Source organism: Micromonospora okii, assembly GCF_020884795.1.
In the GTDB taxonomy this organism is placed as follows: Bacteria; Actinomycetota; Actinomycetes; order Mycobacteriales; family Micromonosporaceae; genus Micromonospora; species Micromonospora okii.
This window is the reverse complement of sequence record NZ_BBZF01000023.1, coordinates 143,614-158,304: the sequence shown is the minus strand read 5'-3', so window position 1 is coordinate 158,304 and position 14,691 is coordinate 143,614. Positions and strand designations below refer to the sequence as shown.

Below are 14,691 nucleotides of genomic sequence, written 5' to 3'. Positions count from 1 at the left end.
GTGTCCCGAACCATCCTTGACGTTGACGACGAACTGCTCCACGAGGCGGCGAAGATTTTCGGTACGACCACCAAGAAGGCCACCGTCAACGCGGCACTGAAGGCGGCGGTCGATCGGGAGAAGCGCCGGGAGTTCGCCGACTGGCTCAAGAGCGGCGCTCTGCCCGACCTGACGGGGCCACACGACGGCGACTACGACATGATCACCGCCATCGCCGGTCAGGCCACCACCTCGGTGGTCCCGTCCGGCACTGCGGACTGACCGCGCCGCCCTCGCCCAAGCCGTGGTGGCCCCGACCCTCACCGCAGCCTCGGCCGCCGGGAACACTCGCCGTCGTGCTCGGGCCGGAGCTGGCACCGCCCGCGACCGGGCATGATCCGGTCGCAGAAGACCCAGTGTCGTACGTTCTGGTCGTCCTCCGCCGAGACGGTGGTGCTCCCCGGCTCGGTCTGCGGCAGCACGCGGGTCCAGTGCGCCACCACCCGGGCGAGCCGCTGGGCGGAGAGCAGGTCGTTCGCGACCACCGACAGGTGGATGACCCAACGGTCGCTCACCGCTCCCACCCCCGGTCGTCGCGGGCCTGCCCCCGCTCGGACTGCAACTGGCCCAGCACCAGCTTGACCCGGCCCACCTCCCGGCGACTGCGCGCGAGTTCGTCGTAGACGGCGGCCAACTCACCGGCCACCCGGTCGAGGAACTCCTGCACCTCCCGAGGGTCGACCCCGCGCCGGCCGAACCGGGCCGACCGGAACCGCTGCTCGCGCACCTGCCACGGCAGCAGCCGGCGGTGGGTCGCCCGGAGGTGTCCACCCGGCCCGGGGACCGGCGGCCGACAATGCCGGACCCGGCGGAAGAAGACGCGCATGACAGACCTGCCCCTCGCCATTGAGATCGACCTGTGGAAGGGCGGGCCCACCGGCCCGCCGCGCACCGGCGGACCCACCCCGGCACCTACCACCGCAGCCTTCAACCAGCAGCAGTACGGCAGCAGGGCCATACATGGCCGCTGAACAGCGCGAACTCCACAACGGCCGCAGGGGCGGTGAAGCACCGAGCCAGCCTGATTGCAACATCTCAATAGCGTTGCCTCTGATGATCTATAGCTTCCGGCATATACCTTCAGTGACGTGTCTATTGCTTCTGACACAGCACCGCGCTTCAATTGGACGGACCTGTGTTGACGGGTCACAACGGCAGGAGGCTACGAATGTCACAGTCGGTGGCCGGCTCGACCATGCTGCGGCGGCAGATCGGGCGCAAGTTCGAGTTACTCCGCAAGGCAGCGGGACTGACGATGGAGCAAGCCGCCGAGCGCCTGGACCGGGCACGGGCGACCATGCACCGGATCGAGAACGGGGCCGAGCACGTTCGCTTCCGGCAGGCCGATGTTCAGCAGATGCTCGATCTCTACGGAGCAACCGCCGAGGACCGAGAACTACTTCTCGCGATGACGGCCGCAACCCGCGAGAACAAGAACTGGTGGCACGACTACGTGGGCTCCGGCCTGCCGCGATGGTTCCAGCTATACATCGGACTGGAGGCTGCGGCATCCAACATCCGGCAGTACGAGGCAGAGCTGGTTCCGGGCCTACTTCAAACTCGCGCGTACGCCGAACACGTCTTCAGGATGCCCGGCGGCGCGATCGACGCCAGCGACGGCGAGGAACAGCAACGCGCGATCCAGCTCCGAGTGGAACGACAGGGCCTGCTCACCCGCTTCGCCGCTCCGCAACTCAGCGTGATAATCAACGAGGCCGTGTTGCGTCGACCCGTCGGCGGAGGCACTCTCATGGCCGAACAACTACATCAGATCCTGAAGGCCGCAGAGCTACCGAACGTAGTGGTCCAGGTTCTACCTTTTTCCGCCGGGCTGCACGCCGGGGCAATGGCCGGAGCCTTCTCGGTCCTTCAGTTCCCCGAGGACAGCAGAGGCCAGGAGGTGGAGCCACCAGTGGTGTACCTGGAGGCCGCGACCGGCGCGATCTACCTGGACAAGCCCCACGAAACGGCTGCCTACGACGCCCTCTGGGTCGACATGACGGGTCGGGCCTTGAGTGAGGATCGGTCGAAGGACATGATCCAGCAGATCGCAGAGGAGTACTCCCGTGGCTGAACTGACCGGTGCACTGTGGCGCAAGTCAAGCCGTAGCAACAACGGCGGCAACTGCGTCGAGGTCGCCGACAACCTGCCCGGCGTCGTCGGCCTACGCGACAGCAAGGACCCGGAGGGGCCGGTGCTGATCCTCGAACCGAGGTCGTGGGCCGCCTTCGTCAAGGGGGTCAAGACGGAGCCGCCCAGCAAGTGAGCCTGCCACCCGCCCGAGGACGCCACCAACAGATCTGATACCACCTCGCAATCAAGGGACAGCTCTGCTCGTACGGGAGTTGCGGACACCCACCGCATAAGCTGCGCCAGACCGGCTGGCTATGGCAGATCACCGACGCGGATTGCGATGATCTTGGTAGGCCAAGTGAACAAAATCAGCCGAGTTGATCTATAGATCCGCAGGTCAAGAAGCGTGTTCCCCGCGCATGCGGGGGTGATCCCTGCCCGGCGACCTGCGGGATCGTGTAGACGACGTGTTCCCCGCGCATGCGGGGGTGATCCGCTAGAGCGCACGCCGTAGGATCGACGCCCCCCGTGTTCCCCGCGCATGCGGGGGTGATCCGGTCACCTGCGGGCCCGGGTCGAGCAGGTCGGTGTGTTCCCCGCGCATGCGGGGGTGATCCCCACCTGTTGCTGATCCTGATCGGCGGGCCCGTGTGTTCCCCGCGCATGCGGGGGTGATCCCGTCTCGATGACGCCGCGCTGGAGGTCGTTCTGGTGTTCCCCGCGCATGCGGGGATGATCTCTCGCCTGGCTCCCTTCGGCATCTCGAAGTCCTTGCGTCAACTACGTCGAGATTCGCGCGGGTAGCCTCGACCTCGAAGGCCAACAGGTTAGGGAGCACGGCCGCGTCTTCGAGCACCTCGTCGCCACGGCGGCGAGCGCCCGGGAGTCGCGCGACCTGATCCGGGAGGCGATCGACGGGTTATGAGAGGACGGCTCGGGTGGACGAGGTCGACACGACCCGCGCGACCTGGCGAAAGAGCACTCGCAGCAATGGCTCGGGTGACTGCGTGGAGGTCGCGGACGACCTGTCGGGCGGGGTCGGACTACGGGACAGCAAGAACCCGACCGGGCCGGTGCTGACCTTCACGCCGAAGTCCTGGACCACCTTCCTCGAAGGACTCAAAGCCCAGCCATCCACCAAGCCCCAGAGCTGATCTTGGTGATTCGAGTGAACAAAATCCGCACAGTTGATCTATAAACCCGCAGGTCAAAAAGCCTGTTCCCCGCGCACGCGGGGGTGATCCGTGACCGTCTCCGCGCGATTGTCTCGCGTGGAGCTGTTCCCCGCGCACGCGGGGGTGATCCGCGGGGGGCGGAGCCGGGGCCGGTGGCGGGTCGCTGTTCCCCGCGCACGCGGGGGTGATCCCGCCCGGACGTGGACCAGCTTGCCCGCCCGGACCTGTTCCCCGCGCACGCGGGGGTGATCCCGAGGTCGTCGGCTTGGGGGCCGGGGAGGGTCGCTGTTCCCCGCGCACGCGGGGGTGATCCCGTCACCTCGCTGGTGCCGGTGCTCCGCGACGGCTGTTCCCCGCGCACGCGGGGGTGATCCCGGCTGCTCGTCGACACCGAAGGCGATGAGGCGCTGTTCCCCGCGCACGCGGGGGTGATCCCCAGAACAGCGGCAACTGCCCGTCGCCGTCGGTCTGTTCCCCGCGCACGCGGGGGTGATCCCCGTGTCAGAATCCTGTCCCATGAACGGGATTCCTGTTCCCCGCGCACGCGGGGGTGATCCCCGGTGCGCCGCCGCGACGTCCGTGAGGTCTGCCTGTTCCCCGCGCACGCGGGGGTGATCCCGACTCGATGAGCTCTTCTTGTTTGAAGAAATCCTGTTCCCCGCGCACGCGGGGGTGATCCCGGTTAGCGGCTGGTATGCCGCAGGATGGAACGCTGTTCCCCGCGCACGCGGGGGTGATCCCGCCGCCGGGTGCTGCGGGCGAACACCGGGGAGCTGTTCCCCGCGCACGCGGGGGTGATCCCGCCGCCGGGTGCTGCGGGCGAACACCGGGGAGCTGTTCCCCGCGCACGCGGGGGTGATCCGCGGGAGTACGTCGGCCTCTGGTACAAGCGGTTCTGTTCCCCGCGCACGCGGGGGTGATCCCATCCCGGACACGCCGGTCTGCCAGCTCCCCGCCCTGTTCCCCGCGCACGCGGGGGTGATCCGGCGTGGCACTACACCGGGGCCGCCTGCCGACGCTGTTCCCCGCGCACGCGGGGGTGATCCGCCTCCTGAAGGTCGTCCGCCGTCCCCTGTTCCCCGCGCACGCGGGGGTGGTCCCCACATCCACATCGCCATGGCCGACGGGGGCGTCTGTTCCCTGCGCACGCGGGGGTGATCCCGCCACGCTGCCGGTGATGGTCAGCGGTGGGTGCTGTTCCCCGCGCACGCGGGGGCGATCCCGGGAGCACCTCCCCCAGAGGTGCTGCGGTGTCCTGTTCCCCGCGCACGCGGGGGTGATCCGTCCACCGGCAAAGCACCGAGGAGGTCCGACTTCTGTTCCCCGCGCACGCGGGGGTGATCCCAACGGTTCTTCAACAGCGACACCGCCGTGGACTGTTCCCCGCGCACACGGGGGTGATCCGCGGTTGACGGTGCTGACGCCGTCGAGCCAGCGCTGTTCCCCGCGCACGCGGGGGTGATCCCTCCACCACCGCATCGCCGCCCGCCTCCCTGGCCTGTTCCCCGCGCACGCGGGGGTAATCCCAGGTGGGCGGTGGCGCACACGGCCGACAGGTTCTGTTCCCCGCGCATGTGGGGGTGATCCCATGGACCGCCGACGCAGTATCGGCCTCGGCGCTGTTCCCCGCGCGCAGGCGTGATCCCCACCAGGTGCCGAACGACGGCCGCATGTTCCTCTGTTCCCCGCGCATGCGGGGTGATCCGGCCGCAGCACATACCAGTGGGCCAGCCCTCTCCTGTTCCCCGGTATGCGAGGGTGATCCGACGGAGCGCCCCGTTTGTGCGGGCAGCTCCATTAGCGCCCGAACACAACGACCCCGGGTCGGACAGATCACCCACAGTCACCGACTCCGGCCCAGGCCCCAGCCGACCATAGTGGGGTGAGCCCGGTCGACGGCACTGGCCAGAGGCGCAGCAGGCTAGGGACTGCCCGTTGCCTAACCCAGTTGGGCGAAGGCGTGGTCTGCGTCGGCGACCGCCTCGGGGTGCACGTCGCGTGCGGTCCGCCCGTCGGCGATCTTCTGCCAGTTGGTCCGGGCCAGCACACGTTGGACCGCGATCACCTGGGCGGCTTGCAGTCGGCCCCGGACACCCGGGTCGAGGGCGGCGGCCAAGGCGTCCTCGTCGGCGAGCATGTACTCCAGGAGCCGTCCCGCCAGGCTCGGAGTGGTGAACACCAGACGGTGGAACGCCACCACCTCGGGATGGTCGCTGAGGCCGGTGACGGGCTCGAAGCGATCGAGACCGGCCCGGAAGTGCCGGTGCAGCGCCGCGATCGGCGCGATGCCGGGGGCCCGGTCGCGGACCACGCGGGCGGCCTCACCGCCGTGGTCGGCGAAGCGGTGCAGGACGAGGTCTTCCTTGGTGGCGAAGTACCGGAACAGGGTCGGTTTCGACACCTCGGCCGTCGCGGCGATGTCGGACACCGACACCTGGTCGAACCCGCGCGCCAGGAACAGCGAGATCGCCGTATCGGCGATTGCCTCCCGGGTTCGTACCTTCTTGCGGGCCCGCAGCCCGACCGGCTCACTCACCGCATCACGGTAACATCCGTTACTCGGTTGTGAATTTAACCTGGTAACGCTTCAATGGGATTATGAACAGCCCCCAACACCCGCTCCACTCCGCCCAGGCCGGCGCGGACGCCATGACTGCCACCGCACCTCCGGTGCTCGTCACCGGGGCGACCGGGCGCATCGGGCGCGCCGTGGTCGACCTGCTGACCGACGCGGGCGTGCCGGTCCGTGCCCTCGTGCGCCGCCCCGAGTCGGCGGCGACGCTGCCCGCCGACGTCGAGATCGTCACCGGCGATCTCACCGCGCCCGAATCCCTAGATGCCGCGCTGCACGCCGTCAGCACGGTCTTCCTGGTCTGGACCGCCCCGCCGCAGACCGCTGCGGCCGTCGTCGACCGGCTGGCCGCCCACACGCAGCGGGTCGTCTACCTGTCCGCGCCGCACCGGACCCCGCACCCGTTCTTCCAGCAGCCGAACCCGATGGCGGCGCTGCACGCCGAAATCGAGCGGCTCATCGCGGCCAGCGGAGTCGAATCGACGATCGTCCGGCCGGGGATGTTCGCATCGAACGCCCTGTTCTGGTGGGCCGCCGCGATCCGTGGGGACGGCGTGGTCCGGTGGCCGTACGGCGCGGCCGAGACGGCCCCGGTCGACGATCGAGACGTGGCGGAGGTCGTCGCGCGGGCCCTGCGCGAGAGCGGACACGTCGGCGGCGACTACGTCCTGACCGGCCCCGAGTCGCTCACCCAGGCCGAGCAGGTGCGCATCATCGGAGACGCGCTGGGCCGCCGGCTCACGTTCGAGGAGATGCCGCCCGACGAGTTCCGACGCGAGGCCCCGGAGGCCGCGCGCCCGGCCGTGGAGATGCTGCTGGCCGCTTGGAACGCCGCGCTGGGCCGCCCGGCACACGTCACCTCGACGGTGTCCGACCTGCTCGGAAGGCCGGCGCGAACCTTCCGCCAGTGGGCCGCCGACCACGCCACCGCGCTCACACCCGCCGCAGACTGATGTAGCGCTGCCGAACGATCACACCGCGCGGTCCCGGCTGGTAGAGCTTGCCGAGCGCTGGCGCGGCACGGCCGGGTCGGGCTGCCCGGTCAGGTTGCGCCACAGGAACTCCAGGGTCAGCGCCCAGAAGAACGCCCTTTGCTCGTTGTTCGCCGCCCCGCCGTGCCCGCCCTCGACGTTCTCGTAGTACGCCACCTCGCGCCCGTGCTCGCGCAGCAGGGCCGCCATCTTGCGGGCGTGCCCGGGGTGCACCCGGTCGTCGCGGGTGGAGGTGGCGAGCAGGAACGGCGGGTACGGCCGGTCGGGGTCGACGTTGTGGTAGGGCGAATACCCGCGCAGGAAGGCCCAGTCGGTCGGCTCATCCGGGTCGCCGTACTCGGCCATCCAGGACGCGCCGGCCAGCAGCCGGTGGTAGCGGCGCATGTCCAGCAGCGGCACGTGCGCGACGACCGCGCCGAACAGCTCCGGGTAGCGGGTCAGCATCACGCCCGCCAGCAGCCCGCCGTTGCTGCCGCCCTCGGCGCCGAGCCGCTCCGGGGTGGTGATGCCCCGGGCCACCAGGTCGGTGGCCACGGCCGCGAAGTCCTCGTACGCCCGGGGTCGGTTCTCCCGCAGCGCGGCCCGGTGCCAGCGGGGGCCGTACTCGCCGCCGCCCCGGATGTTCGCCACCACGTACGTGCCGCCCCGGGCCAGCCAGCCCCGGCCGATGATGCCGCTGTAGGTCGGGGTCAGGGATATCTCGTAGCCGCCGTACCCGGTGAGCAGGGTCGGGCCGCCCGCCGCGCCCGCGTCGCCGACCACGAAGTACGGCACCCGCGTGCCGTCCGCCGAGGTGGCGAAGAACTGCCGCTCGGTCAGCGCGTCCCCGTCGAAGAACGCCGGCGCCCGCTTGAGCGCGTCGACCGGGCCACCGACCCGCCCGAGCCGCAGGGTCGCCGGGTGCCGGAACCCCTCGGACACCAGCAGGTAGTCGTTGCCGGTGTCGGGGTCGGTCTCCACCACCCGGCTGTGGCCGGAGTCCGGTACGCCCGGCAGCGGCTCCCGCCGCCACCCCGCCGCGCCGGGGGTCAGCAGCTCCAGCCGGCTCCGCACGTCGGCGAGGGTGGACAGGATCAGGTGGTCGCGGGTCCACGCGTGGCCGCTCAGCGCGGTGCGGTCGTCGGGCGTGAACAGCACCGCCAGATCCCGCTCGCCGGCGAGGAAGGCGTCGAACCGGGCGGCCAGCAGCGCGCCCGCCGGATGCGTGACGCCCTGCACCGTCCACGGCGAGCGCAGCCGGATCAGCAGCCACTCCCGGTGCGCGTCCCAGCCAGCGTCCTCCGGCACGTCGACCCGCAGCCGCTCGCCGACCCCGGCGAGCAGGTAGGTCTCGGTGCGGTAGAAGTCCAGGCGGCGGCCCACGAAGGTGCGCTCGAAGCCGGGCGTGTGGTCGTGCCAGGCGTACGCCTCGATGTCGTCCACCTCGACCTCGAAGACGACCTCGGCCGCCGACAGCGGCGTGCCCCGCCGCCACCGGCGGACCGTGCGGGGGTGGCCGGAGGTGGTCAGCGAGCCGGGCCCGAAGTCGGTGCCCACGTAGACGTGGTCGGCGTCGATCCAGCAGACCGTGCTCTTCGCCTCGGCGAGCGTGAACCCGTCGGCGACGAAGGCGCGGTCGACCAGGTCGTACTCGCGCACCACGACCGCGTCGGAGCCGCCCCGGGAGAGGCTGACCAGGGCGCGCTCGTAGCCGGGGCGCAGCACCGTCACGTCGCTCCAGACCCAGTTCTCCCCCTCCTCGGCGGCCAGCGCGTCGACGTCGAGGAGCACGTCCCACTCGGGCTCGGGCCGGCCGTACCCGTCGGGGGTGGTCCGCCGCCACACGCCGCGCGGGTGCGCCGCGTCGGTCCAGAAGTTGTAGTAGAAGCCGTCCCCGCGCCAGCCGGGATAGGGGATGCGCTCGTCCGAGTCGAGCACCTGCCGCAGCTCGTCCCGCAGGGCGGCGAAACGCTCGCCCCCGGTCAGCCCGGCCAGGGTCTCGGCGTTGCGGTCCCGCACCCATCCGGCGGCGTCCGGGCCGTCCAGGTCCTCCAGCCAGAGGTACGGGTCGTCATGCTCATCGATCAGCCTCGCCACGGTGCCACTATCCCCGACCCGTCAACACCGATCAGCCCCGTCGGCCGGGCATGAGCCGGTTTTCGCGGGGTATGACCGGAACATGAGGGCGAGTTTCCGGATCGGCCGCGTCGCGGGCGTGCCCGTCGGGGTCAACTGGAGCGTCCTGGTCATCTTCCTGCTGATCGCCTGGGGGCTCGCGGCGGTCCAGTTCCCCCGCGCCTACCCGGGCCGGCCCGTCTGGGCGTACGTGCTCGCGGGGTTGGCCGCCGCCGTGGTCTTCTTCCTCGGGCTGCTCGCCCACGAGGTCTCGCACGCCGTGGTCGCCAAGCGCAACGGCCTGGAGGTCGGCGGCATCACGCTGTGGCTCTTCGGCGGGGTGGCCGAGCTGCGCGGGGAGGCCCGCGACCCCGGCGCGGAGCTGCGCATCGCCGGGGTCGGGCCGCTGGTCAGCCTGATCATCGGCCTCTTCTTCGGCGGCGTCGCGGTGCTGCTCTCCCTGGCCGGCGTGCACGGGCTCTGGCTCGGCGCGCTGGCCTGGCTGGCCGGCATCAACGTCCTGCTGGCGGTCTTCAACGCGCTGCCGGCCGCCCCGCTCGACGGGGGCCGGCTGCTGCGCGCCGCCGTCTGGAAGGCCACCGGCGACCGGACGAAGGCGTCGGTGGTGGCGGCCCGCGCCGGCTGGGTCCTCGGCGTACTGCTGATCGGGCTGGGGCTGTGGCGGTTCCTCGTCGGCGCGGGGTTCGGCGGGCTCTGGCTGGCGCTGATCGGCTGGTTCCTGATCGGGGCGGCCGGGATGGAGGAGCGGCAGGCCCGAATGGGCAGCGCGCTGCGCGGGGTGCGGGTCGCCGACGTGATGACCCCGCAGCCGCAGACCGCGTCGGGCGACATGACCGTGGCCGACTTCGTCGACCACTACCTCTTCGCGTACCGGCACTCGGCGCTGCCGCTGACCACCGACGGCCGGCCCGTCGGCCTGGTCACCGTCGACCGGGTACGCGGCATCCCCGCCGAGCGGCGGTCGGCCACCACGCTGGCCGAGGTGGCGTGCCGGGCCGACCAGCTCGTGCTCGCCTCGCCGGACGAGGAGCTGACCGACCTGCTGCCCCGGCTCAGCGAGTGCGCCGACGGCCGGGCGCTGGTGGTGGCCGACGGGGGGCTCGTCGGCATCGTCTCGCCCAGCGACATCAGCCGGGCGGTGCAGCGGAGCAGCCTCCGCGAGCAGGCGGCCGGGCGGCGCTGACCCCGGCTCAGGCGCGGGGGAAGTAGCGGTCCAGCAGGTCGGTGCGGAACTTCCCCGCCGGGTCCGCCTCGCGCAGCAGGGCCAGGAAGTCGGCGTGCCGGGGGTACGCGGCGGCGACCGCCGCCGGGTCGAGCGCGAACACCTTGCCCCAGTGCGGGCGGGGCGCGTACGGGGCGAGGCGCCGCTCCACCTCGGCCACCACGGGGGCCACCGCGTCGACGTCGCCGGTCCAGGTGAAGTGCGCGGCGAGGCTGCCCCGGTCGTACTGCGGGCTCAGCCACAGGCCGTCGACGGCGATCGTGCGCAGCTCGCAGACCTGGAGCACGGCGGCGATCCGCTCCGCCAGCGGGTCGAGGGCGGCCAGCGCGTCGGCCGCCGCCGCCCGGGGCAGGTGGTACTCCGACTGGAGTTCGTCGCCGCTGCTCGGGGTGAAGCCGAGCCGGAAGTGCGGCAGCCGCTCGTGCCACGGGCCCGGCGCGCCGAGCTGCGCGGTGCAGTTGCCCGCCGGCATCCCCGGCACCGGGTGCACGGGCGCGGTCGCCGCCGTGGTGCCGAGCCAGCCGTCCTCCGGCGGCGGCGCGTCGGCGAGCTGCTTGCGCCACACCTGCCCGAACCCGTCGCCGCGCCAGTCGGTGAAGAGGCTGACGCTGTACGCGGAGGCGAACGCCTCGTCCAGCGCGGCGCGCGGCAGCCCGAGCCGGACGTACTGGCGCAGCTCGAAGGCGGGCACCACGTCCAGGGTGACCCGGGTGACCACGCCCAGCGCGCCGAGGGCGACCACCATCCCGGGGAACCGGGCGTCGGCGTCGCGGCGCACGGTCACCAGCTCGCCGTCGGCGGTGACCAGCTCCAGGGCGGTCACGGCGGTGGCGAGGTTGCCGATGCCCGCGCCCGAGCCGTGGGTGGCGGTGGCCACCGCGCCGGCCACCGAGATGTGCGGCAGCGACGCCATCGTCGGCAGGGCGTACCCGGCGGCGTGCAGCCGGGCGGCCAGGTCGCCGTAGCGCACGGCGGCGGCCACGGTCACCGTGGCGCGCTCCCGGTCGACCTCGACGGTGGGCGGCAGCCCGGCCAGCGACACCAGGTCGCCGGTGGTGTCGCCGAGGCGGTTGAACGAGTGCCCGCTGCCGACCGCCCGCACCCGGGCGCTGCCGGCGACCAGGCGGCGCAGCTCGTCGACGGTGGACGGGCGGTGCCGGCGCGCCGCCGCGTACCGGATGTTGCCGGCCCAGTTGCGCTCCGGCACGCCCGGCCCGGCCCCGGTCGCCGGCTTCCGCTCCCCCACGTCCACGTCGCGCTCCCGTCGCTCGGCGGTGCGTCGCCCCGGGCCGCGCGGCCGTCGGGGCACGGTTGGCCGGGGCGTTTCGGGGAACCCTACGCCGATGAGGAGCTACCCGAACCCCGCCCGGCTCGACGCCCCGCGTGCCCACGGCAACGCGTCCATCGTCGAGCCGAGCAACCCGTTCCCCGCCCCGACGCCCGGCCCTGGACCGGCGCCCACGCCACGGCCGGGGCCGGTCCCCGCGCCGCCGCCGGGACCGGCCCCGCGCACGGCCTAGAGCTGCGGCATCACCTCGGACGCGACCAGCTCGACGTGGTCCAGGTCGGCCAGGTCGAGGACCTGGAGGTAGACGCGCCCGCTGCCGGCCTCGGCGTACCGGCCGATCCTGTCGACGACCTCGGCGGGGGTGCCGGCGAGGCCGTTCTCCCGCAGCTCGTCCGGCTCCCGGCCGATCGCCTCGGCCCGCCGTCGCACCTCCGCCTCGTCGCGCCCGCAGCAGAGCACGAGGGCGTTGGACCAGCGCATCGTGGCCGGGTCCCGGCCGATGTCGGCGCAGGCGGCACGGACCCGGTCGAACTGGGCCACCGTGTCGGCGACGGAGACGAACGGCAGGTTGAACTCGTCGGCGTAGCGGGCCGCGAGGCGGGGCGTGCGCTTCGGGCCCATGCCGCCGAGCAGGATCGGCGGTCGGGGCCGCTGCACCGGCTTGGCCAGGGCCGGCGAGTCGGCCACCGGGTAGTAGCGGCCGGCGAAGTCGAACGTCTCGCCCGCCGGGGTCTCCCAGAGCCCGGTGACGACGGCGAGCTGCTCCTCCAGCCGGTCGAACCGCTCTCCGAGGGAGGGGAACGGGATGCCGTACGCGGTGTGCTCCTCGGCGTACCAGCCGGTGCCGATGCCCAGCTCCACCCGGCCGCCGCTCATCTGGTCGACCTGGGCGACGGTGATGGCCAGGGGGCCGGGCAGCCGGAACGTGGCCGCCGTCATCAGGGTGCCGAGCCGGATGCGGGAGGTGTCCCGGGCCAGCCCGGCCAGGGTCGTCCAGGCGTCGGTGGGCCCCGGCTCGCCGCTCACCGCGCCCATCTTCAGGTAGTGGTCGGAGCGGAAGAACGCGCCGTAGCCGGCGTCCTCCGCGCAACGGGCCACGGCGAGCAACTGGTCGTAGCTGGCGCCCTGCTGGGGTTCGGTGAAGATCCGCAGTTCCATCCCCCGAGCATAGGTAGCTGAAAGGAAGGGCACCTTCTTAACGCCTGCGGTAGAGAGGGGCGCCCCTCTCACCACCGCCGACGGCCGCGCGGCGTGGGCGCAGCGCCCGGTCGGCCGGTACCGGCGTCCCTTCCCGGCGGGACGCCGGGCGGCGCAGCCTCGACATGACCCGGTGCCGCGAGTCGCGCGGCGCGGCGGTGACGCCGCCGCGATGCCGGGCGAGCAGGAGGCGACCATGGACGACCAGGACCGGACCCGACTCATCGACGCCGTGCGGGAGCTGGCCCCGGAGCTGGGCCGGCGGGCCGCGGAGATCGAGGCCGCCCGGGAGCTGCCGGCTGACCTGCTCGACCGGCTCCGGGCCGCGGGCTGCTTCCGGATGTTCGTCCCGCGCAGCCACGGCGGGTACGGGGCGGACCCGCGCACCGGCCTGGCCGTGCTGGAGGCGCTGGCCCGCGCCGACGGGTCCACCGGCTGGACGGTCATGATCGGCGCGGAGACCCCGCACCTGCTCGCCATGCTCCCCCGCGACCGGTTCGACGAGCTGTACGCGCAGGGCCCGGACGTCGTCGTGGCCGGCGGCTTCGCCCCGCAGGGGCGGGCCGAGCCGTCCGACGGCGGGTTCCGGGTGACCGGCCGGTGGGGGTTCGCCAGCGGGTCCCGGCACGCCGACTGGATCTTCGGCAACTGCGTGCTCACCGAAGACGGCCAACCCCTGCCCGGCCCGGACGGCCAGCCGGCGCAGGTCCGCTCGATGCTCCTGCGCGTCGATCAGGTGCGGGTGGAGGACACCTGGCACTCGCTGGGGCTGCGCGGCACCGGCAGCCACGACGTGGTGATCGACTCGGTCCACTGCCCGGCCGGGCGGAGCTTCGACATTTTCTCCGGCCCCCCGTGCGTGCCGGGGCCGGGCTTCGTCGCGCCGCTGTCCCAGTTCGTCCTGCACCTGGGCGCGGTGGCCGTCGGGATCGCCCAGGGCGCGCTGGACGACATGGTCGCCCTGCTCGACGCCGGCCGGCAGCGGCTGTACGCCCGGCAGTCGCTCGCCGACTCGCCGGCCTTCCGGGTGCAGCTCGGCCGGGCCGACCTCTACGTCCGGGCGGCCCGGACGCTGCTGCGGTCGCTCGCCGACGACCTGCTGGGGGCGGCCGAGGCCGGCGACCCGGCCGCCGTCGACGCGCTGCGCCCGGTGATCTCCGCGAGCCTGCCCTGGGTGACGGAGGCCGCCACCGCCGCCGTGGACGCCTGCTACCGGTCGGCGGGCGGCGGCGCGGCCCGGGACTCCTCCCCGATCCAGCGCCGCTTCCGCGACATCCACACCTTCGGCCAGCACGCGGCGGCGGCCGAGGGCTGGCTGGGCAACAACGGCGCCCACCTGCTCGGCCGCCCCGTGGAGCTGGCCTACTAGACCGCCGCGCCGAAGACGGCGAAGGCGACGAGGACGACGGCCGCCATCGGCAGCGACACGGCCAGCGCGAGGGCGCGCTGCCGGTGCGTACGGCCGAGGAGCGCGACGAGCAGCAGGGCGAGCGCGACGTCGATGGCGACGTTCCACGCCAGCTCCGACGAGTAGCTCGGGTCGCGCAGCCGGAGGGCGAAGCGGGTCGCCTCCTCGAGGAGGACGGCGGCCGGCAGCGCGAGCCCGACCACCGCTCGCCACCCCTCGGCCCGCGCCCAGACCCCGCCGACGCCGAAGACCAGCCCGGTCAGCACCCCCAGGAGCATCCAGAGCAGCGCGGTCTTCCCCCAGACGATCGCCAGGTCGTCGCCCTGGATCAGCGTCGCCGCGAGGTAGTAGCTGGGCACCGCGAGGACGAGCAGGACGGCCGCGCCGAGCGCCGCCCGCAGCCATCCGGAGCGCACCCACCAGCCGAAGAAGAAGGCGGCGATCGCCCAGGTGGCGGTCGAGTTGCCCAGCTCGGCGAGGGGGTACGGGACGAACTTGATCCACACGAAGTCGAGGGAGCCGAGCAGGAGCCCGCCCACCACGGCGGCGAGCGCCACCTTCCGATCAACCAACGACATGGCCGGGAGCATACCGAGTATGCGGCCGGGG

At 72.7% G+C, this 14,691-nt stretch carries 15 protein-coding genes, 1 pseudogene and 2 CRISPR repeat arrays; of the genes and pseudogenes, 9 read left to right on the top strand and 7 right to left on the bottom strand.

The features are described 5' to 3' along the window. Window positions 1-261 (top strand): type II toxin-antitoxin system VapB family antitoxin (locus LPU43_RS22730; RefSeq protein ID WP_229402527.1); only part of this gene is annotated, 261 nt, incomplete at its 5' end. A 38-nt stretch (window positions 262-299) separates the two neighbouring features. Here LPU43_RS22730 and LPU43_RS22725 read toward each other — a convergent pair. Together LPU43_RS22725 and LPU43_RS22720 are read right to left on the bottom strand one after the other, a co-directional pair. Further along, window positions 300-554: a hypothetical protein gene (locus LPU43_RS22725; RefSeq protein ID WP_229402526.1), complete on the bottom strand. Its 255-nt coding sequence runs from the start codon at window positions 552-554 to the stop codon at window positions 300-302. Next, the gene (locus tag LPU43_RS22720; protein ID WP_229402525.1) at window positions 551-865 is read right to left on the bottom strand and encodes a DivIVA domain-containing protein; all 315 of its coding nucleotides are present in this window, start codon (window positions 863-865) and stop codon (window positions 551-553) included. Before LPU43_RS22720 ends, LPU43_RS22725 begins: the two co-directional genes overlap by 4 nt. Here LPU43_RS22720 and LPU43_RS22715 point away from each other — a divergent pair. The 5 genes and pseudogenes from LPU43_RS22715 (at window position 864) to LPU43_RS22700 (ending at window position 3,267) form a co-directional block, all read left to right on the top strand. After that, window positions 864-1,010 carry a hypothetical protein gene (locus tag LPU43_RS22715; protein ID WP_229402524.1) on the top strand — a complete coding sequence of 49 codons (147 nt, stop codon included), beginning with the start codon at window positions 864-866 and terminating at the stop codon, window positions 1,008-1,010. The two genes, LPU43_RS22720 and LPU43_RS22715, sit on opposite strands and share 2 nt — an antisense overlap. 197 nt (window positions 1,011-1,207) lie before the next feature. After that, window positions 1,208-2,113: a helix-turn-helix domain-containing protein gene (locus tag LPU43_RS22710; protein WP_229402523.1), complete on the top strand. Its 906-nt coding sequence runs from the start codon at window positions 1,208-1,210 to the stop codon at window positions 2,111-2,113. Further along, the gene (locus LPU43_RS22705; protein ID WP_229402522.1) at window positions 2,106-2,306 is read left to right on the top strand and encodes a DUF397 domain-containing protein; all 201 of its coding nucleotides are present in this window, start codon (window positions 2,106-2,108) and stop codon (window positions 2,304-2,306) included. Before LPU43_RS22710 ends, LPU43_RS22705 begins: the two co-directional genes overlap by 8 nt. Before the next feature lie 213 nt (window positions 2,307-2,519). Further along, window positions 2,520-2,852: a CRISPR direct-repeat array (repeat unit 28 nt). A gap of 36 nt (window positions 2,853-2,888) precedes the next feature. After that, window positions 2,889-3,038, top strand: a pseudogene (locus LPU43_RS28805) (XRE family transcriptional regulator); the annotation flags it as partial. A gap of 13 nt (window positions 3,039-3,051) precedes the next feature. Next, window positions 3,052-3,267: a DUF397 domain-containing protein gene (locus LPU43_RS22700; RefSeq protein WP_229402521.1), complete on the top strand. Its 216-nt coding sequence runs from the start codon at window positions 3,052-3,054 to the stop codon at window positions 3,265-3,267. A 61-nt stretch (window positions 3,268-3,328) separates the two neighbouring features. After that, window positions 3,329-4,875: direct repeats of the CRISPR family, unit length 28 nt; unit sequence CTGTTCCCCGCGCACGCGGGGGTGATCC. Window positions 4,876-5,227: 352 nt separating this feature from the next. On the opposite strand, the gene LPU43_RS22695 is transcribed toward LPU43_RS22700, so the two are convergent. Continuing rightward, on the bottom strand, window positions 5,228-5,824 hold the full coding sequence (locus tag LPU43_RS22695) for a TetR/AcrR family transcriptional regulator (RefSeq protein ID WP_229402520.1): 597 nt from the start codon (window positions 5,822-5,824) through the stop codon (window positions 5,228-5,230). Window positions 5,825-5,886: 62 nt separating this feature from the next. Here LPU43_RS22695 and LPU43_RS22690 point away from each other — a divergent pair, with 62 nt between their 5' ends. After that, entirely contained in the window at window positions 5,887-6,813 is a 927-nt protein-coding gene (locus LPU43_RS22690) for an NmrA family NAD(P)-binding protein (protein ID WP_229402519.1), read from the top strand. A gap of 18 nt (window positions 6,814-6,831) precedes the next feature. On the opposite strand, the gene LPU43_RS22685 is transcribed toward LPU43_RS22690, so the two are convergent. Beyond that, window positions 6,832-8,928 (bottom strand): prolyl oligopeptidase family serine peptidase, encoded by a 2,097-nt coding sequence (locus LPU43_RS22685; protein WP_229402518.1) that lies wholly within the window; start codon window positions 8,926-8,928, stop codon window positions 6,832-6,834. An 82-nt stretch (window positions 8,929-9,010) separates the two neighbouring features. On the opposite strand from LPU43_RS22685, the gene LPU43_RS22680 reads away from it, so the two are divergent. Then, window positions 9,011-10,150, top strand: a complete 1,140-nt coding sequence (locus LPU43_RS22680; protein ID WP_229402517.1) for a site-2 protease family protein — start codon at window positions 9,011-9,013, stop codon at window positions 10,148-10,150. 7 nt (window positions 10,151-10,157) lie between these two features. On the opposite strand, the gene LPU43_RS22675 is transcribed toward LPU43_RS22680, so the two are convergent. Beyond that, a complete protein-coding gene (locus LPU43_RS22675; protein WP_229402609.1) occupies window positions 10,158-11,396 on the bottom strand; it encodes an FAD-binding protein in 1,239 nt (412 codons plus the stop codon). Window positions 11,397-11,705: 309 nt separating this feature from the next. Continuing rightward, complete coding sequence (locus tag LPU43_RS22670; protein ID WP_229402516.1) at window positions 11,706-12,635, bottom strand: LLM class F420-dependent oxidoreductase; 930 nt, start codon at window positions 12,633-12,635, stop codon at window positions 11,706-11,708. 172 nt (window positions 12,636-12,807) lie between these two features. Between LPU43_RS22670 and LPU43_RS22665 the strand changes: the two genes are divergently transcribed. Then, entirely contained in the window at window positions 12,808-14,043 is a 1,236-nt protein-coding gene (locus tag LPU43_RS22665) for an acyl-CoA dehydrogenase family protein (protein ID WP_229402515.1), read from the top strand. Here the strand turns inward: LPU43_RS22665 and LPU43_RS22660 are convergent. Further along, the gene (locus tag LPU43_RS22660) at window positions 14,040-14,660 is read right to left on the bottom strand and encodes a DUF6518 family protein (RefSeq protein WP_229402514.1); all 621 of its coding nucleotides are present in this window, start codon (window positions 14,658-14,660) and stop codon (window positions 14,040-14,042) included. The two genes, LPU43_RS22665 and LPU43_RS22660, sit on opposite strands and share 4 nt — an antisense overlap. Window positions 14,661-14,691 lie beyond the last annotated feature (31 nt).

Excerpts from the sequence above, each read along its gene's own strand:
- LPU43_RS22720 (WP_229402525.1), bottom strand. The coding sequence starts at position 865 with ATGCGCGTCTTCTTCCGCCGGGTCCGGCATTGTCGGCCGCCGGTCCCC.
- LPU43_RS22670 (WP_229402516.1), bottom strand. The coding sequence starts at position 12,635 with ATGGAACTGCGGATCTTCACCGAACCCCAGCAGGGCGCCAGCTACGAC.
- LPU43_RS22715 (WP_229402524.1), top strand. The coding sequence starts at position 864 with ATGACAGACCTGCCCCTCGCCATTGAGATCGACCTGTGGAAGGGCGGG.
- LPU43_RS22710 (WP_229402523.1), top strand. The coding sequence starts at position 1,208 with ATGTCACAGTCGGTGGCCGGCTCGACCATGCTGCGGCGGCAGATCGGG.
- LPU43_RS22690 (WP_229402519.1), top strand. The coding sequence starts at position 5,887 with ATGAACAGCCCCCAACACCCGCTCCACTCCGCCCAGGCCGGCGCGGAC.
- LPU43_RS22680 (WP_229402517.1), top strand. The coding sequence starts at position 9,011 with ATGAGGGCGAGTTTCCGGATCGGCCGCGTCGCGGGCGTGCCCGTCGGG.
- LPU43_RS22660 (WP_229402514.1), bottom strand. The coding sequence starts at position 14,660 with ATGTCGTTGGTTGATCGGAAGGTGGCGCTCGCCGCCGTGGTGGGCGGG.